Source organism: Mesorhizobium sp. P3_B5 (genome assembly GCF_056402815.1).
The window spans coordinates 173,500-192,913 of the sequence record NZ_JBFUGR010000005.1 but is presented as its reverse complement, the minus strand read 5'-3'; the positions used below and the strand labels follow the sequence as shown (position 1 = coordinate 192,913).

At 62.7% G+C, this 19,414-nt stretch carries 21 protein-coding genes and 2 tRNA genes; 14 read left to right on the top strand and 9 right to left on the bottom strand.

The window, feature by feature from the left end; all coding sequences use genetic code 11:
• Window positions 1–175: 175 nt before the first annotated feature.
• From AC1DVW_RS15115 to AC1DVW_RS15090, 6 genes are all read left to right on the top strand, one after another.
• Window positions 176–1,612: an FAD-binding oxidoreductase gene (locus tag AC1DVW_RS15115; protein WP_477324061.1), complete on the top strand. Its 1,437-nt coding sequence runs from the start codon at window positions 176–178 to the stop codon at window positions 1,610–1,612.
• Window positions 1,609–2,352 carry a FadR/GntR family transcriptional regulator gene (locus tag AC1DVW_RS15110; RefSeq protein ID WP_477269318.1) on the top strand — a complete coding sequence of 248 codons (744 nt, stop codon included), beginning with the start codon at window positions 1,609–1,611 and terminating at the stop codon, window positions 2,350–2,352. The genes AC1DVW_RS15115 and AC1DVW_RS15110 overlap by 4 nt, the downstream gene beginning before the upstream one ends.
• 2 nt (window positions 2,353–2,354) lie before the next feature.
• Entirely contained in the window at window positions 2,355–2,792 is a 438-nt protein-coding gene (locus AC1DVW_RS15105) for a VOC family protein (protein ID WP_477324059.1), read from the top strand.
• Between the two features lie 67 nt (window positions 2,793–2,859).
• Window positions 2,860–3,912: an ABC transporter substrate-binding protein gene (locus AC1DVW_RS15100; protein WP_477324057.1), complete on the top strand. Its 1,053-nt coding sequence runs from the start codon at window positions 2,860–2,862 to the stop codon at window positions 3,910–3,912.
• Entirely contained in the window at window positions 3,912–4,685 is a 774-nt protein-coding gene (locus tag AC1DVW_RS15095; protein ID WP_477324055.1) for an ABC transporter ATP-binding protein, read from the top strand. The genes AC1DVW_RS15100 and AC1DVW_RS15095 overlap by 1 nt, the downstream gene beginning before the upstream one ends.
• Entirely contained in the window at window positions 4,682–5,437 is a 756-nt protein-coding gene (locus AC1DVW_RS15090) for an ABC transporter permease (RefSeq protein ID WP_477242901.1), read from the top strand. The genes AC1DVW_RS15095 and AC1DVW_RS15090 overlap by 4 nt, the downstream gene beginning before the upstream one ends.
• Before the next feature lie 29 nt (window positions 5,438–5,466).
• Here the strand turns inward: AC1DVW_RS15090 and uxuA are convergent, their stop codons facing one another.
• Window positions 5,467–6,651, bottom strand: a complete 1,185-nt coding sequence (gene uxuA, locus AC1DVW_RS15085; protein WP_477324053.1) for a mannonate dehydratase — start codon at window positions 6,649–6,651, stop codon at window positions 5,467–5,469.
• 98 nt (window positions 6,652–6,749) lie between these two features.
• Here uxuA and AC1DVW_RS15080 point away from each other — a divergent pair, with 98 nt between their 5' ends.
• Complete coding sequence (locus AC1DVW_RS15080) at window positions 6,750–7,535, top strand: SDR family NAD(P)-dependent oxidoreductase (RefSeq protein ID WP_477324051.1); 786 nt, start codon at window positions 6,750–6,752, stop codon at window positions 7,533–7,535.
• A 50-nt stretch (window positions 7,536–7,585) separates the two neighbouring features.
• Here the strand turns inward: AC1DVW_RS15080 and AC1DVW_RS15075 are convergent.
• Window positions 7,586–7,661 (bottom strand) — tRNA-Val (locus tag AC1DVW_RS15075).
• A gap of 217 nt (window positions 7,662–7,878) precedes the next feature.
• Between AC1DVW_RS15075 and AC1DVW_RS15070 the strand changes: the two genes are divergently transcribed.
• Both AC1DVW_RS15070 and AC1DVW_RS15065 read left to right on the top strand, forming a co-directional pair.
• Window positions 7,879–7,955: transfer RNA gene (locus AC1DVW_RS15070), tRNA-Asp, on the top strand.
• Between the two features lie 319 nt (window positions 7,956–8,274).
• On the top strand, window positions 8,275–8,793 hold the full coding sequence (locus AC1DVW_RS15065) for a hypothetical protein (protein WP_477324049.1): 519 nt from the start codon (window positions 8,275–8,277) through the stop codon (window positions 8,791–8,793).
• A 102-nt stretch (window positions 8,794–8,895) separates the two neighbouring features.
• Here AC1DVW_RS15065 and AC1DVW_RS15060 read toward each other — a convergent pair whose 3' ends face one another.
• The 5 genes from AC1DVW_RS15060 to AC1DVW_RS15040 all read right to left on the bottom strand — a co-directional run bounded on the left by AC1DVW_RS15060 (window position 8,896) and on the right by AC1DVW_RS15040 (window position 12,403).
• Complete coding sequence (locus tag AC1DVW_RS15060) at window positions 8,896–9,141, bottom strand: hypothetical protein (protein WP_477242898.1); 246 nt, start codon at window positions 9,139–9,141, stop codon at window positions 8,896–8,898.
• 295 nt (window positions 9,142–9,436) lie between these two features.
• Window positions 9,437–9,754 (bottom strand): hypothetical protein, encoded by a 318-nt coding sequence (locus AC1DVW_RS15055; protein WP_477242897.1) that lies wholly within the window; start codon window positions 9,752–9,754, stop codon window positions 9,437–9,439.
• 171 nt (window positions 9,755–9,925) lie between these two features.
• Window positions 9,926–10,855, bottom strand: coding sequence for a ribokinase (rbsK, locus tag AC1DVW_RS15050; protein ID WP_477324047.1), 930 nt, complete (start codon window positions 10,853–10,855; stop codon window positions 9,926–9,928).
• 4 nt (window positions 10,856–10,859) lie between these two features.
• The gene (locus tag AC1DVW_RS15045) at window positions 10,860–11,312 is read right to left on the bottom strand and encodes an RbsD/FucU family protein (protein WP_477324045.1); all 453 of its coding nucleotides are present in this window, start codon (window positions 11,310–11,312) and stop codon (window positions 10,860–10,862) included.
• 32 nt (window positions 11,313–11,344) lie between these two features.
• Window positions 11,345–12,403, bottom strand: coding sequence for an ABC transporter ATP-binding protein (locus tag AC1DVW_RS15040; protein WP_477324043.1), 1,059 nt, complete (start codon window positions 12,401–12,403; stop codon window positions 11,345–11,347).
• Window positions 12,404–12,693: 290 nt separating this feature from the next.
• Here AC1DVW_RS15040 and AC1DVW_RS15035 point away from each other — a divergent pair, with 290 nt between their 5' ends.
• The 4 genes from AC1DVW_RS15035 to AC1DVW_RS15020 all read left to right on the top strand — a co-directional run bounded on the left by AC1DVW_RS15035 (window position 12,694) and on the right by AC1DVW_RS15020 (window position 16,835).
• Window positions 12,694–14,358, top strand: coding sequence for an ABC transporter substrate-binding protein (locus AC1DVW_RS15035; RefSeq protein WP_477324041.1), 1,665 nt, complete (start codon window positions 12,694–12,696; stop codon window positions 14,356–14,358).
• 96 nt (window positions 14,359–14,454) lie between these two features.
• The gene (locus AC1DVW_RS15030) at window positions 14,455–15,576 is read left to right on the top strand and encodes a carbohydrate ABC transporter permease (RefSeq protein ID WP_477324039.1); all 1,122 of its coding nucleotides are present in this window, start codon (window positions 14,455–14,457) and stop codon (window positions 15,574–15,576) included.
• Window positions 15,577–15,590: 14 nt separating this feature from the next.
• Window positions 15,591–16,508, top strand: coding sequence for a carbohydrate ABC transporter permease (locus AC1DVW_RS15025; RefSeq protein WP_477324037.1), 918 nt, complete (start codon window positions 15,591–15,593; stop codon window positions 16,506–16,508).
• 3 nt (window positions 16,509–16,511) lie between these two features.
• Window positions 16,512–16,835: a hypothetical protein gene (locus tag AC1DVW_RS15020; RefSeq protein ID WP_477324035.1), complete on the top strand. Its 324-nt coding sequence runs from the start codon at window positions 16,512–16,514 to the stop codon at window positions 16,833–16,835.
• Window positions 16,836–16,852: 17 nt separating this feature from the next.
• Here the strand turns inward: AC1DVW_RS15020 and AC1DVW_RS15015 are convergent, their stop codons facing one another.
• A complete protein-coding gene (locus AC1DVW_RS15015; protein ID WP_477242889.1) occupies window positions 16,853–17,596 on the bottom strand; it encodes a creatininase family protein in 744 nt (247 codons plus the stop codon).
• Between the two features lie 3 nt (window positions 17,597–17,599).
• Window positions 17,600–18,166, bottom strand: coding sequence for an SIS domain-containing protein (locus tag AC1DVW_RS15010; protein ID WP_477324033.1), 567 nt, complete (start codon window positions 18,164–18,166; stop codon window positions 17,600–17,602).
• A 184-nt stretch (window positions 18,167–18,350) separates the two neighbouring features.
• Here AC1DVW_RS15010 and AC1DVW_RS15005 point away from each other — a divergent pair, with 184 nt between their 5' ends.
• A complete protein-coding gene (locus AC1DVW_RS15005) occupies window positions 18,351–19,373 on the top strand; it encodes an aldo/keto reductase (RefSeq protein WP_477324031.1) in 1,023 nt (340 codons plus the stop codon).
• Window positions 19,374–19,414 lie beyond the last annotated feature (41 nt).

Below are 19,414 nucleotides of genomic sequence, written 5' to 3'. Positions count from 1 at the left end.
CCCAAGCGGACTTACCATCGCGCCGAGAGGCGCTGGCTGATCCGTAGCTGCAGAGGCATCCCCTTCCCTTCTTCGCTGCGCAACGTCTCCCCACGGCATATTACCGTTGACATAATTTAGTTGTAGGATGATATGTATATCCATACACCTTCCCACTGATCCAGCTTGGCCCGGGATGACAGCGCACGGCATTGCCTCACCAGTTCTTGACGCGCTGCAGAGCGTGGTCGGACACAGCGGCGTGATCGCGGACGCCGCCGGCATGGTGAAATATCTCGGCGATTGGGCCGGCGATCACCGCGGCAAGGCGCTTGCCGTGCTGAAGCCTGGCTCCGTCGCCCAAGTGCAGGCGCTGGTGCGGCTTTGTAGCGCGCTTGGGCTCGGCGTCATCCCGCAAGGCGGCAACACCGGACTGGTCGCAGGCGCAATCGACATCGGGACCGGCGGCGCGGTGATCGTCAGTCTGGAGCGGTTGAACGCCATTCGGCTCGTCGACGCCGACAATTTCATCCTGCAGGCCGATGCCGGCTGCGTCCTGCAGCACATCAAGGATGCCAGCGAGGCGCAAGATTGCCTGTTTCCGCTGGCGCTCGGCGCCCAGGGAAGCTGCCAGATCGGCGGCAACGCCGCCAGCAATGCCGGTGGCGTCAATGTGCTGCGCTATGGCATGGCGCGCGACCTCATCCTCGGTCTCGAGGTCGTGCTGCCGGACGCTGACTTGTGGAGCGGCTTTTCCGGCCTGCGCAAGAACAACAGTGGCTATGATCTGAAGCAGCTCTTCATCGGGAGCGAAGGCACGCTGGGCATCATCACCGGCGTCGAGGTCAAGCTGTTTCCCAAGCCCAACCGTGTCGAGACCGCCTATCTCGGCGTTGCCTCGTTCGAAGCGGCCATCGCCCTTTTTCGCGAGGCACGCCGTGGCTGTGCCGATCTGATCTCCGCCTTTGAGATCATCGGCTCGGAATGCATGGCTTTGGCCAGCCTGATCGACGCCAACACGGTGTCGCCGGTCGAGGCTCCCGTGCACGTGCTGATCGAACTGTCGGCAAGTGCGGCCATCGACCTGCGCACTCTTCTGGTCGATTTCCTCGCCGAAGCGATGGAGAGCGGCCTCGTCATTGACGCCGTCCTGGCCGAAAGCAGCACCCAGGCAAAATCCTTCTGGGCAATCCGCGAAGGGCTGGTCGAAGGCCAGGCCAAGCGCGGCTATCATGTGCGCACCGATCTTTCGGTGAGGATCTCGGATATCCCTGCCCTCATCGATCAGGCGCGTCGCTTCGTGGCGCAGGATCATCAGGGATGGCTGCCGCTGGCGTACGGCCATGCCGGTGACGGCAACATCCATTTCAACGTCCTGCCGCCGGAAGGCCTCGACGAGCGCGTGGCCCGCGCCCGCGGCGCCGACATCACCGCCGGACTCTACGCCATCACCACCGCGCTTGGTGGCTCGATCAGCGCCGAGCATGGCATCGGACGCACCCGCCAGCGTGCATTCTGGACCGGCCTATCGCCAACGCACCGACGGCTCGTCACCGCGCTGAAACAGGCGCTCGACCCCAACGGGCTGATGAACCCCGGTTGCCTTCTGCCCTCGATGGAGAGTTTTTCATGAAGACACGACTGGCCGCCATCGGCACCGTGGAAGCGTTGCCACATCGCGTCGCCGCGTTCCTCAGCCGCGAGATCGAATCCGGCGACCTCAATCCGGGCAGTCTGCTGCCGACAGAGCAACAGCTTTCGGAGAAGTTCGGCGTCAGCCGAAACGTCGTACGCGAGGCGATCGCGCAATTGCGCGCCGACGGCATGGTGGAGGCGCGACAAGGTATCGGTTCGTTCGTGCTGGCGCCGGAACAGCGTGCGGCGATCCGCATCGACCGCGAGACGCTGAATGAAGGCCAGAACATGCAGCGGCTGTTCGAGCTGCGCTGCATCCTCGAGGCCGAATCGGCGGCCCTTGCCGCCGAGCGCCGTGACCAGGAGCATCTCGACGCCATCAAGGCGGCGCTCGACCGCATGAGTGGCGAGGAGCGCTGGGAGGAAGGAAGCATCGACGCCGATCTGCTGTTCCATCGCGAGATCGCGCGGGCCACCGGCAACAGCTACATCCACACCTTCATTTCCTTCGTCTGCGAGCAGATCCGCCGCTCGATCCACTACGCCCGTCTCACCAACCCGCTGCACGACCTCGTCGAGGTCAATGTCGGCGAGCATGTGCGCATCTATGAGGCGCTGGTAGCGGGCGATCCGGCGGCAGCCGAAGCGGCCATGCGGGCCCACATCGTCGGCGCCGCGCACCGTGTCGGCGTCAAACTGCCGGCCTCGCGCCCTGAACGTATCGGCGAGGGCAAGTAGCCATGGCGTTCGGGGGCCTGGACCGGATTACAGACGTCTGCCTGCTTGTCGCCGACATCGAGCGGACCGTGGAATTCTATGTCGACAAGCTCGGCTTCCGGCTGCGCCGGCGCGCCGAGGGTTTTGCCGATTTCCATGGCAAGGGCGTGACCCTCGCGGCCTGGGAGCTCGACCACATCAACAGCCACACCGGCGTCTCCAACGCCCGCTCGCCGCGGCATGCGCACAAGGTCTGCGTGGCGGTCAAGCTCGACGCGCCCGCCGAGATCGACCGGCTCTACGCCGATCTGACAGCCAAGGGCGTGCCCTTCTACAGCCCACCCCAGGACTATGTCTGGAATGCGCGCTGCGCCTATTTCACCGACCCGGACGACACGCTCTGGGAACTATACGCCTGGCTCGACGGCGGCCCGGGCGATTATCACGACGAAAGGCCGTAGGTGACGCCGCGCCGGCGGGAGTGGCGCGGATTTTGACGGAACAATCTTGATCCAACAGGAGCGAAAAATGAGTGGGAACCAACGCTACCAGACAAACCGCCGGACCTTCATCAAGACCGGCCTGATCGGCCTAGCGGCCGCATCTCAGGGCATGCAGCTTTTGCTCACGCCAGGCGCGAAAGCAGCCGGAAAGGTCGTCATCCAGTATGACTGGCTGATGTCGAACGGCCAGATCGGCGATATCGCCGCCGTAACCAATGGCTATTTCAAGGAGGCCGGGCTTGACGTCGAGTTCAGCCCCGGCGGGCCCAATTCCGCGACCGTGCCGCCGGTGATTTCAGGCTCCGCCCAGCTTGGCCAGTTCTCCGAAACGCCGCAGCTCTATGCCGCGCGCGCCAGCGGCGTGCCGGTGAAAATCATCGCCTGCGGCTTCCGCACCGGGCCGTACGCCTTCACCTCAAAGGGATCGAATCCGATCCGCGGCGTGGCCGACCTCAAGGGCAAGAAGATCGGCATTCAGCCGACAGCTCGTTTTGTCATCGACGAAATCCTGTCGAAGAACGGCTTGAGCGCCGACGATGTCACCGTCGTCAATGTCGGCTTCGACAAGGCGCCGCTGATACGTGGCGACGTCGACGCCATCGGTGGCTGGATCACCAACACGCAGGCGCTCAGCGTCGTCGGCGATGACCGCGTCGACCTTCTGGTGCGCGATCTCGGGCTGGACTCCTATGCCGATGTCTACTTCGCCACGGATACAGCGATAGAGCAGGATCCGCAGACGCTGGCGAAGTTCATCGGCGCCGTGGCCAAGGGTTGGGGCTGGGTTCATGCCAACCCCAAGGAAGCGGTGAGCAAGATGGTCGCGGCCTATCCGGAAATGGACCTCGGCTGGGAGCAGAAAACCATCGATCTCGTGCTGAAGCTGTCTTTCGACGCCGCGACCGCCAAGGATGGCTGGGGGACATTCGACCCAGCCTCCATCGAAAGCCAGCTGGCGTTGCTGGACAAGGTCGGCCAATACCCGAACGGAAGGCCTGCCGCAGCCGACGTCTACACCACAAAAATCCTCGAATTGTCGGCCGCCGACCGGCCCAAGCTCGACGCGCCCGCCGCCTGATGGCGAACGCAATCGAAGCCCGCGAACTGGATGTCGGCTATGGCGGCCGGCAGACGGCGGTGAAAGTGCTCTCCGGCCTCGACCTTTCCGTCGAGGCCGGATCTTTCCTATCGATTCTGGGACCTTCGGGGTGTGGCAAGTCGACCTTGCTGCGCGTCGTCGCCGACCTGCTCGATCCGCTCGGCGGCGCCATCAGCGTGCTCGGCGACACGCCGCATGCGGTGCGCTCGCGTCGCGATGTCGGTTTCGTCTTCCAGGATTCGACCTTGCTGCCGTGGCGCTCGGTGCGCGACAATATCCGCCTGCCGCTCGCAGTCGGCCAAGGCAGCGTCACCCGCAAGATCGAGGATCGCACCGACGACCTGCTTGACCTGATGGGGCTTGCCGACCTCAGTGAGCGCCTGCCGCACCAACTTTCCGGCGGCCAGCGCCAACGCGTGGCCATCGCCCGCGCGCTGCTCGGACAACCCAGGCTTCTGTTGATGGACGAGCCGTTCGGGGCGCTGGACGAGATCACCCGCGACCGCCTCAATGACGAGCTTCTGAACCTGTGGCGCCGCACCGGCACCACCATCCTCTTCGTCACACACTCGATCGCCGAAGCCGCTTATCTCGGCGAACGCGTCATCGTGCTTGCCGCCAATCCTGGGCGCCTGGTCAAGGATCTCGACATGCGGCCGCTCAAGCAGGACGGCAACCGCTGCACGCGCGAGGATCCGGCGATCGTCAACGCCATGGCCGAATTGCGCGGTGCGCTGGAGCGGGCCTCATGAAGCCGGCTCCCTTGTCGCCAACGCTTGCCATCGCCCTGCCCGTGCTTGGTGCCGCGTCGCTCCTTTTCGCCTGGCAGGTCCTGCTCCCATGGCTGGGCGTACCCGCCTATATCGTGCCGACGCCGACGGCCATATTCGGCGTATTCCAGAAGAACCTGTCGCTGCTGCTCGCCAATCTCAGGCCGACGCTGATCGAGGCGCTGGCCGGTTTTGTCATCGGCAATCTTGCCGGCGTGCTGCTTGCCGTCTTGTTCGTGCACAGCCGCATCCTACAGGCAGCCTATTTTCCGATCGTGCTGTTCTTCAACACCATCCCCATCCTGGCGCTGGCGCCGATCATCACCCTGATCTTCGGGCTCGGCATGACACCGAAGATCGTCATCGCGGCGGTGATCTGTTTCTTCCCGACACTGGTGAACATGATCCGTGGCCTGGATTCAGGCAGCGACAATGAGCATGAGCTGTTCCGGGTGCTGTCGGCGACGCGCTGGGAAATTTTCTGGAGCCTGCGCCTGCCGCGCGCGCTGCCGATGCTGTTTTCCTCGCTGAGGATCGCATCGGCAACGGCGGTTATCGGCGCCATCGTCGGCGAGTGGATCGGCTCGGACAAGGGCCTCGGCGCACTGATCATCCAGGCGAGCTTCAACTACCAGTCGGACCGGCTTTACGCGGCGATCGTGCTGTCGTCGTCGCTGTCGATCGCGCTGTTCGCGATCGTGGTTCTCGTCGAGCGCCGTGTCATAAAATACTGACAGGCATTTTCGCTGCCTGTTTCGACCAATCAAGCCAGTCCAAACCGATCCACCGCCCGCATGATGCCGCGCAGTTCGGCGAGGCCCTTGAGGCGGCCGATCAGCGAATAGCCCGGGTTGATCCGGGTCTTGCCGATGTCGTCGGCAAGCAGATGGCCGTGGTCGGGACGCATCGGGATGCGCCAGTCGGCCCTGCCCTCCATGCGCCGACGCCCCTCTTCCTTCATCAACGCCAGGATCACCGACACCATGTCGGTCGAGCCCTCCAGATGTTCGGCCTCAAAGAACGAGCCATCGTCCTCGCGCGTGACGTTGCGCAGATGGGCGAAATGGATCTTCGATCCGAATTCTTCGATCATCGCGACAATGTCGTTGTCGGCGCGTGTGCCGTAGGAGCCGGTGCACAGCGTCAGCCCGTTGGCGGGACTGTCGACAGTGCTCAGGATGAAGCGCGCATCATCGGCGGTGGAGACGATGCGCGGCAATCCGTAGAGCGAGAAAGGCGGATCGTCTGGATGGATGCACATGCGTGCGCCGACTTCCTCGGCAACCGGAATGATCTCCTTCAGAAACCAGGCAAGGTTGGCGCGCAGTTCCGCCGGGCCGATTGCCGCATAGTCGGCGAGCGCGTCGCGCATCGTCTCCCTGTTGTAACTGCGCTCGGTGGCGGGCAGTCCGGCAATGAGATTGCGCTCTATTCTGTCGATCGCGTCGTCGCTCAATGTCTTAAGCCGCGCTTGTGCCTCCGCGATGCGAGCCGGGCTGTAGCTTGCCTCGGCATTGCTGCGTTTCAGCACGAACAGATCATAGGCAGCGAAGTCGATCGCATCGAAACGCAAGGCAAAGCCGGTCGTCGGGAGCCGATACATGAGATCGGTGCGGGTCCAGTCGACCACGGGCATGAAATTGTAGCAGATGGTCGAAATGCCGGCCTTGGCCAAAGCGCGAATGGTGTCCTTGTAAAAATCCGCGTAGCGCTGCCGCTCGGCCGAGCCGATCTTGATCGAGTTGTGGACGGGGATGCTCTCCACCACCGACCAGGTCAGCCCCGCCGCCTCGATGATGCGCTTGCGTTCCAGGATGTCGGCCAAAGGCCAGGCGCGGCCGTCATAGATGTTGTGCAAGGCCGACACGACACCCGTCGCCGCCGCCTGTCTGACATGGTCGAGCGTGACCGGATCGTCCGGCCCGTACCAGCGCCAACATTGTTCCATGGAAGTCCCTTCCGAAGCGAAGCCAAAACCGTATTGTTGGACCATAGCCGGAGTCGAAACTTCGGCAATCCCGACGACGCGACGACGGAGTTTGAGCCATGAAGGATTTCGACGGCAAGATCGCCCTGGTGACCGGAACCACCGGGATCGGCCTGGCAAGCGCCAGACGCCTTGCGGCGGGCGGTGCGGCGATCATCGCGTGCGGCATCGACGGCAATGCGAATGCGGCGATGCAAAGGGAATTGGATGGTTCCGGTGCAAAGGCGCTGGTGGTGACAACTGACGTTTCCGTGCCCGATCAGGTGGCCCGGGCGATCGCTGCCGGTGTCGCGCGCTTCGGCGGGCTGGACGTCATCGTCAACTCGGCCGCCGTGCACCCTTATGGCACCGCAACGAGCACGGATTTCGAGACCTGGAACCGGGCGATGTCCGTCAATGTCGGCTCCATCTTTCTGACCGCCCGTTTCGGCATTCCCGAAATGATCAAGCGGGGTGGCGGCGCCATCGTCAACCTGGCTTCGGTGCAGGGACACGCCTGCCAGCAAAACGTCGCCGCCTATGCGACGACCAAGGGGGCAATCCATACGCTGACGCGCTCGCTGGCGCTCGACTATGCCCGTCAGGGAATTCGCGTCAATTCGGTCAGCCCGGGATCGATCCGCACGCCAATCCTGGAAAGAGCGGCGCGCGGCGACAACGGCAGCGAGGCCGACATCGAAGCCGCCTTCAAACGCTTTGGCGAAGCCCACCCGCTTGGCCGAATCGGCGAGCCGGAGGAAGTGGCGGAGCTGATCGCGTTCCTGTGCTCGTCCAAGGCGGGATTCTGCACCGGCGCCGACTATAAGATCGACGGCGGCCTGACCGCCGGCATCGGGGTCAAGTAGGGGGCCGGATCGCCGCGATCCGAACATTCAATCCAGCAAGACCCGTAAAATGGTGGGCGATGACGGGCTCGAACCGCCGACATCTTCGGTGTAAACGAAGCGCTCTACCAACTGAGCTAATCGCCCGCTCCGGCGCGGACCTTTAAGCGGTCAGGACAGGCTTCGCAAGGCCAAATGAACAGGCGGCCCCCTCGCCATCGGCTGGTTTTGACAACAAAATCCCGCTTGTCAAAAAACCTTCTCCTGTTTGCTGTTATGCTGTCCGGGTGCGCTTGACACTCGGTGGCGAACCCCTTATCCACCGCCCCAACGACGAACACGGCTGACACGTGCTCGTCCATGCGCGGGTGTAGCTCAGTTGGTTAGAGTGCCGGCCTGTCACGCCGGAGGTCGCGGGTTCGAGCCCCGTCACTCGCGCCATTTCTCTTCAAGGGTCACGATCCTTGGTGCCGGAGAAATGTCGACGTTGATGTCAAAAAAATGTCTTCTTACACGAGGCAAATTGAAGCCCTCCGAACGCCGGCAATTGCCAGTGGTTCGGTGACGTTGTCGGTTTCCTGCCGCGTTTCCTTGACGACTGGCTTCGAATCGTTGGTGGCTCTGTGCAAATGGGACGCTACGGCGGAAACCTGATTGTTCTGGTCAAACGCCGCTTGCACATTCGCCGATAGAGCGCTTGAGTCACCGTCAGATAATCGACCTGCCATATTGAATGTCTGAGCTGGAAGGAGGACTTACAATGTCAATCGCCCCAAATGTTTCGATGCGCATCGTGTTCACATTGATCTGCCTGGTCGGTCTGACAACGATCGCTTCTGCTCTCTTTCCCACTACGGCCTCGGCCGATCGGCTTCAGCGATGCGCGCGCGAGGGCGGCATTTGCCGGCTGCCTTATCCCTCCGAAGTGGTGTTCGGCGTTCAGGGTCGCAGCACCTCCCGCTTTTTCGACCGCGACGCAGTGCCGTGCTCAACTCGTGTCTTTGGTGACCCGGCGCCCGGCCGGCAAAAGGCGTGTTTCATCGTGCTGCGCGATCGCGACGACTCCGATGGCGGCTACGACGAGCCTCGCCGTGACGAATGGGTCGCCTGTGCCCGTGAAGGCGAATATTGTGATTTCCGGGGCCGCAAGGTGGTGAGGTACGGGGGGCGCGGCCGGTTCACGCAAGACGTATTCAGGAACGGTGTCCAATGCGACAACGATTCATTCGGTGACGATCCCGCACCCGGCGCCCACAAGCGCTGCTACGTCAGGCAGTAGTTGGTCATCTCCGGGTCACTCGGGACCCTTGGCAGTTGCGCGTGTGGAAGCAGCGCCTTCCTGACGCGTTCGATGCCTATCAAGCCTGTCAGCCAGCAAGGGTCATGCTGGCCTGTCACGCCGGAGGTCGCGGGCTCGAGCCCCGCTCGCACCATCTCCCTCGATGGCTTCCGATCCCCGTTTGTAAATCAGGCGGACGACGAGGCCGATGTATCCAAGCTGAAGAACAAACATTGCAAGAACAGCCCAGCCGAGCGCCTTCCAGACGGACCCGGTTTCGATCTCGGCCCAGATCGCAACGATGAACGACGTTGCGAACATGCCCACCAAAAATTGCGGAAAATACATAATGGCCCAGCACCCATGTTTCGGCGATTCAGGCGGCTTTCAAATCGGCAGTTAAAGAGCCCGCCGCTTCATTTTGCGAAGCGGCGGGCCCCAATCGCCCCCCGTTCGCCGGGAGCGATGGATGCCCCCGGCATTGCTGACAGTGCAATTGCGGTGCCAGACATGACGACCCATTACGGGACACCTATGCCAATGGCGCAAGACCGGATTGCTGATTAACATTACCTGTTGCTAATATGACACCCCAAGCACGAGCGCCTCGGAAGTCTGAATGCCGGCCTGACAATTTCAGGATTTATAGGTATCGCGCCATCTCGGGCCGGGTTGAAACGAGCCGCCTGATCATCTCTCTTCTCGCCGAGGCGCCCTTGGAATCACCGTTTTTTGCCAGGTCGATGGACTGGCCTGCCAGCGTGTGCGCCGCACTGCGCAGATACAGGATCGAGCCCGGGCGCGGCGGCACCGCTGCATGGAAAATGGCAGGAAGAGCAACAGCTGCGGCAAGCGCGACGAGACCGTAGATCCATCCCTCAAAATACCAGATGCCGCTGACCGCCCCGACCAGTTCGACGAAGCAGATACCCATCAAGCCTGTCAGCCAGTCGGGGGTCATTCTGGCCTGAATTGGACGCCTGGTCTGAGCCATGCTGCGCCATTTTGGCCGCCCGTCGAGACGAATGACAGGCATTTGCCCGCAAGCAATGCCCCCAAGGCCAGGGCCACCCAGAGCATCGAAGTTCCTCCTTGCGCGCCAATCATGCCGAAAACAATTTCGCGCCTGCTTCTACCCCTTCGCCAGCAGCGCCTCGACCTCCTGCAGCGTCGGCATGGACGGCGCCGTGCCCGGCCGCGTCACCGAAATGCCGGCGACGGCGCAAGCGAAGCGCATCGCCTGCAACGGCTCCACTCCTTTGGCGAGCGCCGCGGCCAGGCCGCCATTGAAAGCGTCGCCCGCCCCTGTCGTCTCGACCACCGGCCCGGCATTGACCACGGGAACATGGTCGGAACGGTTTTTCGTGTGCAGCAATGCGCCCTTGTCGCCGAGCGTGACGATGACAGCGCCGACGCCCTTTCCGAGCAAGCTGTCGGCGGCGCGGCGGGCGTCGTCGATGGAGGAAACCTTGATGCCGGTCAGTTCCTCGGCCTCGGTCTCGTTGGGCGTGACATAGTCGCAAAGCGCGTAGATGCGATCCGGCAGCTTTGCCGCCGGCGCTGGGTTGAGGATGGTGGTCACCCCTGCCCCACGCGCGATCTCCAGTGCCCGCGTTGCTGCTTCGATCGGCTGCTCGAGCTGGGTGACGAAGACGCCGGCCGAGCCGATCAGGCCAGCATGGGCGTCGATATCGGCGGGCGAAATCAGCATCGCCGCACCGGGGCTGACGATGATGGCGTTGTTGCCGGTCGTCTCCTCGACAAAGATGTAGGCCGCACCGGTGTAGCTCTGCGGCGTCTCGATGACGGCGCTCTTCACGCCGGCATGCGCCCAGGTCTGCCGCGCCATGTCGGCGAAAGGATCGACGCCGAGCCGTGTCAGAAAAGTAACATCAGCGCCCAGTTTGCCGGCTGCCACCGCCTGGTTCGAACCCTTGCCGCCCGGGCCAAGCGTGAAGGAGGTGCCTAGGATGGTCTCGCCCATGCGCGGTTGGCGCGCGGCGCGGTAGGCGGTGTCGGCGACGAAGACGCCCAATATGACGACAGGCTTGCCTTCCGCCATGGCCCTACTCCGCATCCGGCGGAATGACGCCCTTGCGGAAGGCAAAGCAGCCATAGAAGCGGCGCTCGCCGGTCTGGATGACGCAATAGGCCTTCTTTGAGCGTTCATAGAAGTCGTAGCGCTCGACCGAGATCATCGGCCAGGCCTTACCCTCGGCCGCGTCGATCTCTTTTTGGACTTCCTTCTGCACCGGCGGAATCTCATCCGGCTTGCCGACGATCTCCATGCGGGCGGCCGCGTCGTCGACGAACGTATCCAGCGGATAGAGCGACAGCACGGCCCTGACCACATCCGCCGCCGACGCGTCGATGTGCAGCAGCTTGCCGAGCACGGTCTGGCGCGCCACCGCATCGGCGGGGAAATTGGTATCGGCGATGATCAAATCGTCGCCGTGTCCCATTGCCCGCAGCGCCTGCAGCACATCGGCGTTGAGCAACGGGTTGATCCCTTTGAGCATTTATTCCTCCCGAACGAATTTTGGGTGTGAAATCAGAGCCGGTTGCCAGTCTCTGCGTCGAAGAGATGCACCTGGTCAAGCCGCGGCTTCAAATGCAGCGTGTCGCCCGGCTTGAAGTCGTGGCGCTCGCGAAACAGCGCCACCATCTCGCCCTCGCCGAAGCGCAGGAAGACCAGCGTTTCGGAACCTGTGGGTTCGACCACCGAGATTTTGGCGGCAACACCGTCAGGGTGGATTTCGAGATGCTCGGGCCGGACGCCATAGACGACATTGCGCCCGTCCTCGACTTTGCTGTTGGCGGCAATCGGGAACGGCGTGCCGGCAATCTCGACGACCGGCTTGTCGCCCTTCTTCACGACGCCCTTGAGCAGGTTCATCGACGGCGAGCCGATGAAGCCGGCAACAAACAGATTGGCCGGCCGGTCAAACAATTCCAGCGGCGCGCCGACCTGCTCGATGCGGCCATCGCGCATGACCACGATCTTGTCGGCCATCGTCATGGCTTCGATCTGGTCGTGGGTGACATAGATGGTGGTGGTCTTCAGCCGCTGGTGCAGTTCCTTGATCTCGGTGCGCATCTGCACGCGCAGCTTGGCGTCGAGATTGGAGAGCGGCTCGTCGAACAGGAACACTTGCGGGTTGCGCACAATGGCGCGGCCCATGGCGACGCGCTGGCGCTGGCCGCCCGAGAGCTGGCGCGGATAACGCTTGAGATAGGGGTTGAGGTCGAGGATGTCGGCGGCGCGCTTGACCCGTTCCGCAACCACGGCCGGATCGGTTTTGCGCAGCTTGAGCGCAAAGGCCATGTTCTGCTCCACGGTCTTGTGCGGATAGAGCGCGTAGTTCTGGAACACCATGGCGATATCGCGCTTGGCCGGCGGCAGATGGTTGACGACACGGTCGCCGATGGCGATCGTTCCGCCGGATATGGTTTCCAGCCCCGCCACCATCCTGAGCAGCGTGGACTTGCCGCACCCAGACGGGCCGACCAGCACCACGAACTGCCCGTCGGCGATATCGACACTGACATCGTGCAGGACCTTGACGGTTCCGAACGCCTTGGCCACATTGGTGATCGCGACTTGAGCCATCGTCCCCTCTATCGTTTTCGGTGAAGCTAGCCATTGCCAACGATTAGGGCAAGCCAGTATCTTATAGATAAAAACCCGTCCTTGTTGACAAGGTAATCGATTACGCGAATAGTGCGAGTGCCAATCCGACAGCCGGCCCTTTTTCCGGTCAACGGAACTCCTGGCGACGCAGGGTGGGGTCCCACGTCCCCATATGATATAGGAGAACCGTAGACGTTTCGGCGTCTGAGATTGGCATATCAAATCCAAGTCTGGTCAATTCACGACTGTTGTTCTGGGAGGAATGGTAGATGAGAGTCGGTCTTTACGAAAAATTGGTCCGCGCGGGTGCAACCCGGCGTGACATTCTCAAGGGAGCGGCCAGCGTGGCCGCGCTCTCGGCGGCATCGGGTACCGGCCTCGGCGCATTGACGCGTCCGGCTTTCGCCGCCGATGATCTGCGCGCGCAGATCCTCCAGGTCCCGGGCGTCGGCAAGGGTCAACCGACCGATGCCGACTTCCAGAAGGTCGGTGAGATGTGCCTTGGCGCCACCAAGGCCAGTGTCAAGCCAGGCGAGTTCGCCGGTGTCGAGCTCACCTTCATGGGTCTCAACAACCAGAACCTGCACAATGTGCTGTACCGCGGCTTCCTGAAGGCGTGGGAAGACTACACGGGCGCCAAGTTCACCTGGATCGATCTGGCGCAGGCCGACTACGGCGCGCGCCTGCAGCAGTCAATCRCCACCAAAACCGTCGACTTCGACGTCATCGAAATGGGCGCGCCGTTCGAAGGCGACGTCTGCGGCAAGGGGCTGGCCTCCGAGATGCCGGACTGGGTCAAGAAGCAAATCGAAATGGACGACCTGGTCAACTATCTCAAGCCGCCTGTCGGTACATGGGACGGCAAGCAGTATCGCGTGACCGTCGACGGCGATGCGCACAACTTCAACTATCGCACCGATGTTTTCTCCGACAAAGGTCTCGCCGACGCCTGGAAAGCCGCCGGCAATGCAACGCCGTGGGGCGTGCCGACCACCTGGCAGCAGGTGCAGGCCGTGACCAAATTCCTGAAAGGCCAGAAATTCAACGGCCAGGACGTCTACGGTTATCTCGACGCGCCCAAGGCCTGGGGCGGTTTCGGCTTCTATTTCCTTGGCAGCCGCGCCACCGCCTATGCCAAGCATCCAGACGACAAGGCCTGGCTGTTCGACGCCGACACGATGAAGCCGCGCATCAACAATCCGGCCTGGGTGCGTGCCATCCAGGATGTGATCGACGCGCTGCCTTTCGAACCGGCCGACCAGATCAACGCCGATCCCAACACCACAGGCTTCAGCCAGTTCCTCGCCGGTACCGGCTCGATGATCCCGTGGTGGGGCGACATCGGCTCCAACGCCAAGACCAACGATTCTTCGGTTATCGGCGACACCGTCGGCTTCTCGATCCTGCCCGGCTCGGACGATGTCTACAACTCCAAGACCGGCAAGTGGGATACGCTGGCCAGCGGCCCGAACTTCTCGCCGAACTGCGCTTATCTCGGCTGGGGCGTTTATGTCATGGCCCGCGTCGATAGCGACGAAAAGAAGAAAAAGGCGGCCTGGTCGGCAGCAGCCCATCTCGGCGGCAAGGACCTGTCGCTTTGGTGCGCGGCGTATCCGTCAGGCTTCCAGCCCTACCGCAACAGCCATTTCAACATTCCGGAATGGGTGGCGGCCGGCTACGACGAGGCGTTCATCACCTCGTATCTCAAGTCGGAAGCCGACAGCTACAACCATCCGAACGCGGCGATCGAGCCACGCATCCCCGGCATCTTCCAGTATTACAGCGCCGCCGAGGACATTCTGGCCAACACCTTCGCGGGCAAGATGAAGGCGCAGGAAGGCGCCGACGCCATCGCCGCCGCCTGGGAGAAGCTGACCGACCAGCTCGGCCGCGAGAACCAGATCAAGCTCTACAAGGCCTCGCTTGGCGTGTAGGCTGATCGTATAGTGAACAAGGGTCCGGCGGTGCAAAGCCGCCGGACCTGACCGGCCAGGCCGGTCGAAGGGCCTTCTTATGAATGGACGAGACGCGTGGCTGACCAGACCTTGCCCACCAATGCATGGCCGGCAAACGCCGTTCCATCCGACCTGATAGCGCCAGGCCGCAAGCGGCTCGGCGGGACGTTGATGGCCGTTGCGACGCTCGGTCTCTTGGCAATCATCGCAGTCCAGAGCCTGTACAAGACTGAAGTCGACGCCATTGGCTTCGAGACCTGGCGGCCGGTCGTCTATGCCTACATGCTTTGGGGCGTGGCAATCGGCATCGGCCAGGTGCTGACGCGCGGCGAAGACGGCCAGCGCGCGCTGTTCCTGCTGCCGGCACTGCTGTTCACCATCGCCATGGTGATCTTTCCGACGCTGTTCGGCTTCTACATCGCGCTGACCGACTGGAACCTCAGTTCCATCACCGGCCGGAAATTCAATGGGCTCGACAATTTCTGGCAGATGCTGTCCGACCCGTACTACCGCAACGCGCTGTTCAACATGGTGCTCTACGTGCTTGCCGTGCTGGTCGAATATGCGATCGCCTTTGGCCTGGCGCTGCTGCTCAACGCGCAGATCCGGGCACGCAAATTCTTCCGCGTCGTCTTCCTGATGCCGTTGATGCTGTCGCCGGTCGCGGTATCGTGGATGGTCGGCAAATCGATCATGGAATATCGCTTCGGGCCGGCCGCGACGCTGGCACGCACTCTCGGCTGGGAAAACCCGGCCTTCTTCTCGGACCCGATCACCGCCCGCATCTCGATCATGGTTCTCGATGCCTGGACCTTCATCCCGTTCATGATGATCATGCTGCTCGCCGGCCTGCAGGCGATGTCGCGCGAGGTGCTCGAGGCCGCGCGTGTCGACGGCGCCACCGCCTGGCAGACCTTCTGGCAGGTCACTTTCCCGCTGATGCTGCCGGTATCGGTGACGGCGGTCATCCTGCGCATCATCTTCAAGCTGAAGCTGGCCGACATCATCATCACCGTCACTTCCGGCGGCCCGGGCGGCGCGACCGATTCCGTCTCGAGCTTCATCTACCGCGAGTACCGCGACCGCTCGAATGTCGGCTACGGCACCATGCTGGCGATGGCCTATCTCGTAATCATCGTCGTGTTCGTGACGTGGCTGTTGAAATTCGCCAACCGCTTCGTGCGCAACGTCAACTAAGGCCGGCGGCTACAATGAGCGTCCAGACCACCGACTATTCCGCTTCCGAAATCCGCTCGCCGGCGAGTTTTCTCGCCAACCGAGTCTTCATCTACGGCGCGCTCGCCTTCTGGGCCTTCATCTGCCTGTTTCCGATCTACTGGACGATCACCACCTCGTTCAAGACCGCGGTCGACGTCACCCAAGGCCATCTCATCCCGTTCGTCGATTTCCAGCCGGACTGGAAGGGCTGGCGCTCGCTTGGCCTGTCGCCGGACTCGATCTTCCGAACCTCGACGGTGCGCGACGAGTTCCTCAAGCGCTTCATGAATTCGGTCATCACCTCGGTCGGCGCGTCGAGCCTGGCCATCATCATCGGCAGCCTCGCCGCCTATGGCTTGACCCGCTACCGCTATCACTTCGCCTGGTTCAAGAACGAGGACATCTCCTTCTTCTTTCTGTCGCAGCTGATCCTGCCGCCGGTGGTGCTCGCCCTGCCCTTCCTCGTGCTCTACCGCGAAGTCGGCCTGCTCGACACGCGCGTCGGGCTGATCCTGCTCTACACGCTGATGGTGCTGCCGATCGTCATCTGGATCATGCGCGACCAGTTCAACTCAATTCCCGTCGAACTGGAGGAAGCCGCCCTTGTCGACGGCCTGTCGATCTGGGGCGCGTTTTTCCGCATCGTTATGCCGATCGCCCTGCCCGGCATGGTTGCCGCCTTTATCCTGGCGATGGTGCTGTGCTGGAACGAGTATTTCTTTGCCGCGCTTTTGACCTCAACCGATGCCAAGACCATTCCGGTCATGGTGGCGAGCCAGACCGGCTCGCAAGGCATCAATTGGTGGTCGATGGCAGCGCTTGCCACCGCGGCAATCGCGCCGCTTGCAGTTATCGGCATCGCGCTGGAGCGCTATCTGATCATGGGCATGACGGCGGGAGCCGTGAAGTAGGCGATGGCCGGCCCGTATTGGTTCGCCCGCAACATCCGCGTCGGCTATGTCGGCAGCCACCGCTACGGCAAAGGCGTCTTGCCGATCGCCTGGCAAGGCCGCGCGGTGATCGCCGGCTTTGTGGTGGCGATGGTGGGAGGTGGTCTGTCCATGTTGCTGACCGTGCTCTACACCAAGTCGTTTCCGCTCGGCATCGCGCTCTTTGCCATCCTGGCAATCGCCGGCGGTGGCACCTTCATCTGGGCGGTGGGGACCAAGAGCGATCCGGAGAAGTCGATCGCCGAGTATAGGGCCGAAAGGCAAAGAGCCGGCTCATCCGGCGCTTAGCACTCGTTGACTGGCAACTAGCGCGAAAGCGTCTTGCGCAGATGATCCATGATCATCGCCACGCCTTTTTGCCCCAGTTCCGCCGAGGCGTCAGGGGCGCTCGCCGTGTACCAGCCAGTATTGTCGGCGAAGTGGCCGGCATCGACCGCCTCCGGGCACAGTGCCAGCATCAGCGAGGTCTCGCCGATGCCGGCATGGTCAAACGGGTACTTTCCGTTCATGGCCGCCGGCATCAGCGGATGCACCTGCACCCAGTTGAAGAAGTTTTCGCCCGCGGCGTGTCCGGAATAGTAGTCGGCCATCTCCTTTGCGCCCCACCAGCCCTCGCCGCGCTCCTTCTCCAAAAAGCGGAAGATCGCCTGGCGGCCGGCGGTCTTGAAGGCGAGATCGGTCGGCATGCCGGCAGCGAAATTCTCGGTCTGGTGGTGGATGATGGCGTGGATGTTGCGAAAACCGACGCGCAACAGGCCGTAGAACAGTTCCTCGGCGAATGGCGCCAGCGCATTGCCGCCGACCTGCACCGAACCGCTGCCCTCCGGCGGCGCCACCACGTAGCTCGCCGCGCCGTAATAGAAAGGCGGCAGGATGACGATGTCGGCCTCCTTTTCGAACAGGTCGAGCATCTTGACGACCGCCAGCGTGTCCATGCCGACAGCCATGTGCTCGCCATGGTATTCGAGCACGCCGAGCGGCAGCACCACCGGCCAGTTCTCTGATATCGCTTTGCGGATCTGGTGCGGCAGCATCAATTCGTAGCGCATGGTCTATTCCATGTTGGTGTGACGGGCGCGCATCACTTCGGGCGTTGCGCCGGTAATTGCCTTGAGCTTCAGCACCATCACTTCGAACAGCAGGAACAGCGCGCCCTCGAACACCGAACCCATCGGCAGGACGGAGGTCTTTTCCGGCCCCTGGTCGCGGGCCATGGTCTGCGCGGGAATGAGCAAGGTGAAGTCGGCACCTTTTGCCGCGCTGCTGCCGGCCTCGGCGGTGAGTAGCAGGACGGTTGCGCCGGCTTCGCGAGCGACCTGCATCAAGGTCAGCACGGTCGACGTTTCACCCGGGCCGGAACTGACTAGGAAGACATCGCCGCTGCCTAGCGGCGGCGTGTTCATGTCACCGACCACCGACACCGGCAGGCCGAGATGATAGAGCCGCATGGCAAAACCTTTGACCTGCAGCGCCTCGCGGCCGCAGCCATAGGTGACGATCTGCCTCGCGCCGGCCAGCATGGCGCAGGCGGCGTCGATGCGGCTTTCATCGACCCGCGCCAGCACGGCGCCAAGCTCTTGTAGTGCAGTCGCAAACATATCCGAGCCGGTATTCGTCATGACTGTCCCATCTGTCTGCCAGGGCTGTGGCTGGAGATTCCTGGTTGCGCTCTTCCGGGGAAAGGCTTGTTTTTGTTCATGCTATCACCGCGAAAATGCCTGTCCAACCGCCGTGGCGGCTTTTGCTGTGCCTCCGGCGTGATAGTGTCATGTCAGACAAATCAATCCAGGATTTCAGCAGGACATGAAGACACGGCATTTCGACCGCATCGGCAATGGCGGCATCGCGTTTACCGAACTCGGCTTCGGCACGGCGCCACTCGGCAACCTCTACCACGCCGTCTCCGACGAGGACGCCAATGCGACGCTGGAAGCGGCCTGGACGACAGGCTGCCGCTACTACGACACCGCGCCGCTCTACGGGCTTGGCCTGTCGGAAACGCGGCTCAATCCGTTCCTGCGCGGCAAGAAGCGCGACGACTATATGCTGTCGAGCAAGGTCGGCCGCATCATGCGCGCCTGCCCGCCGGAGCAGCGCACCGGCATCGGCAAGTTCTTCGATACGCCGTCGCGCCGCGAGGTCTACGACTACAGCTATGACGGCGTCATGCGCTCCTTCGAAGCCTCGCTGGAACGGCTCGGCGTCGACCGCATCGATATCCTGTTCGTCCATGACGTCGACATCTTCACCCATGGCAGCAAGGAAGCCTCGGACCAGCGCATCGAGGAGTTCATGGCCTCCGGCTATTACGGGCTGCTGTCCTTGCGCGACCAGGGCGTGATCAAGGCGTTCGGCGGCGGCATCAACGAATGGCAGGTCTGCCAGACGCTCGCCGAGCGCGGCGACTTCGATCTGTTCCTGCTTGCCGGGCGCTATACGCTGCTGGAACAGGAGGCGCTTGCCAGCTTCCTGCCGCTCTGTGAGAGGCGCGGCATCGGCATCGTCCTTGGCGGTCCCTACAATTCAGGCATCCTGGCCACCGGACCCAAGCCCGGCGCCTACTACAATTATTCGGAAGCGCCGCAGGACATACTCGACCGCGTCACCCGCATCGAAGCCGTCTGCAAACGCCACGGCGTGCGCCTGATCGAGGCGGCGCTGCAGTTCCCGCTGCTGCACCCATCCGTCGTCTCGGTGATCCCCGGCGGCCAGCGGCCAAGCGAGGTCGAAAGCAACCGCTCGCTGCTCGATGCCAAACTGCCCGCCGCACTCTGGGCCGATCTCAAGCAGGAAGGGTTGATGCGGGCGGACGCGCCGACGGCGTAAGGCCTGCGCGCCCTCATTGCGCACAAAAAAGAAAAGCCGGG

What these genes read in the sequence shown, in the direction of transcription:
- uxuA (WP_477324053.1), bottom strand. Translation starts at nt 6,651, where the DNA reads ATGGAACAATGTTGGCGCTGGTACGGGCCGGACGATCCGGTCACGCTC.
- AC1DVW_RS15065 (WP_477324049.1), top strand. Translation starts at nt 8,275, where the DNA reads ATGTCAATCGCCCCAAATGTTTCGATGCGCATCGTGTTCACATTGATC.
- AC1DVW_RS15055 (WP_477242897.1), bottom strand. Translation starts at nt 9,754, where the DNA reads ATGACCCCCGACTGGCTGACAGGCTTGATGGGTATCTGCTTCGTCGAA.
- rbsK (WP_477324047.1), bottom strand. Translation starts at nt 10,855, where the DNA reads ATGGCGGAAGGCAAGCCTGTCGTCATATTGGGCGTCTTCGTCGCCGAC.
- AC1DVW_RS15020 (WP_477324035.1), top strand. Translation starts at nt 16,512, where the DNA reads ATGGCCGGCCCGTATTGGTTCGCCCGCAACATCCGCGTCGGCTATGTC.
- AC1DVW_RS15105 (WP_477324059.1), top strand. Translation starts at nt 2,355, where the DNA reads ATGGCGTTCGGGGGCCTGGACCGGATTACAGACGTCTGCCTGCTTGTC.
- AC1DVW_RS15010 (WP_477324033.1), bottom strand. Translation starts at nt 18,166, where the DNA reads ATGACGAATACCGGCTCGGATATGTTTGCGACTGCACTACAAGAGCTT.
- AC1DVW_RS15005 (WP_477324031.1), top strand. Translation starts at nt 18,351, where the DNA reads ATGAAGACACGGCATTTCGACCGCATCGGCAATGGCGGCATCGCGTTT.
- AC1DVW_RS15100 (WP_477324057.1), top strand. Translation starts at nt 2,860, where the DNA reads ATGAGTGGGAACCAACGCTACCAGACAAACCGCCGGACCTTCATCAAG.
- AC1DVW_RS15110 (WP_477269318.1), top strand. Translation starts at nt 1,609, where the DNA reads ATGAAGACACGACTGGCCGCCATCGGCACCGTGGAAGCGTTGCCACAT.
- AC1DVW_RS15080 (WP_477324051.1), top strand. Translation starts at nt 6,750, where the DNA reads ATGAAGGATTTCGACGGCAAGATCGCCCTGGTGACCGGAACCACCGGG.
- AC1DVW_RS15090 (WP_477242901.1), top strand. Translation starts at nt 4,682, where the DNA reads ATGAAGCCGGCTCCCTTGTCGCCAACGCTTGCCATCGCCCTGCCCGTG.
- AC1DVW_RS15025 (WP_477324037.1), top strand. Translation starts at nt 15,591, where the DNA reads ATGAGCGTCCAGACCACCGACTATTCCGCTTCCGAAATCCGCTCGCCG.
- AC1DVW_RS15045 (WP_477324045.1), bottom strand. Translation starts at nt 11,312, where the DNA reads ATGCTCAAAGGGATCAACCCGTTGCTCAACGCCGATGTGCTGCAGGCG.
- AC1DVW_RS15115 (WP_477324061.1), top strand. Translation starts at nt 176, where the DNA reads ATGACAGCGCACGGCATTGCCTCACCAGTTCTTGACGCGCTGCAGAGC.
- AC1DVW_RS15040 (WP_477324043.1), bottom strand. Translation starts at nt 12,403, where the DNA reads ATGGCTCAAGTCGCGATCACCAATGTGGCCAAGGCGTTCGGAACCGTC.
- AC1DVW_RS15095 (WP_477324055.1), top strand. Translation starts at nt 3,912, where the DNA reads ATGGCGAACGCAATCGAAGCCCGCGAACTGGATGTCGGCTATGGCGGC.
- AC1DVW_RS15060 (WP_477242898.1), bottom strand. Translation starts at nt 9,141, where the DNA reads ATGTATTTTCCGCAATTTTTGGTGGGCATGTTCGCAACGTCGTTCATC.
- AC1DVW_RS15015 (WP_477242889.1), bottom strand. Translation starts at nt 17,596, where the DNA reads ATGCGCTACGAATTGATGCTGCCGCACCAGATCCGCAAAGCGATATCA.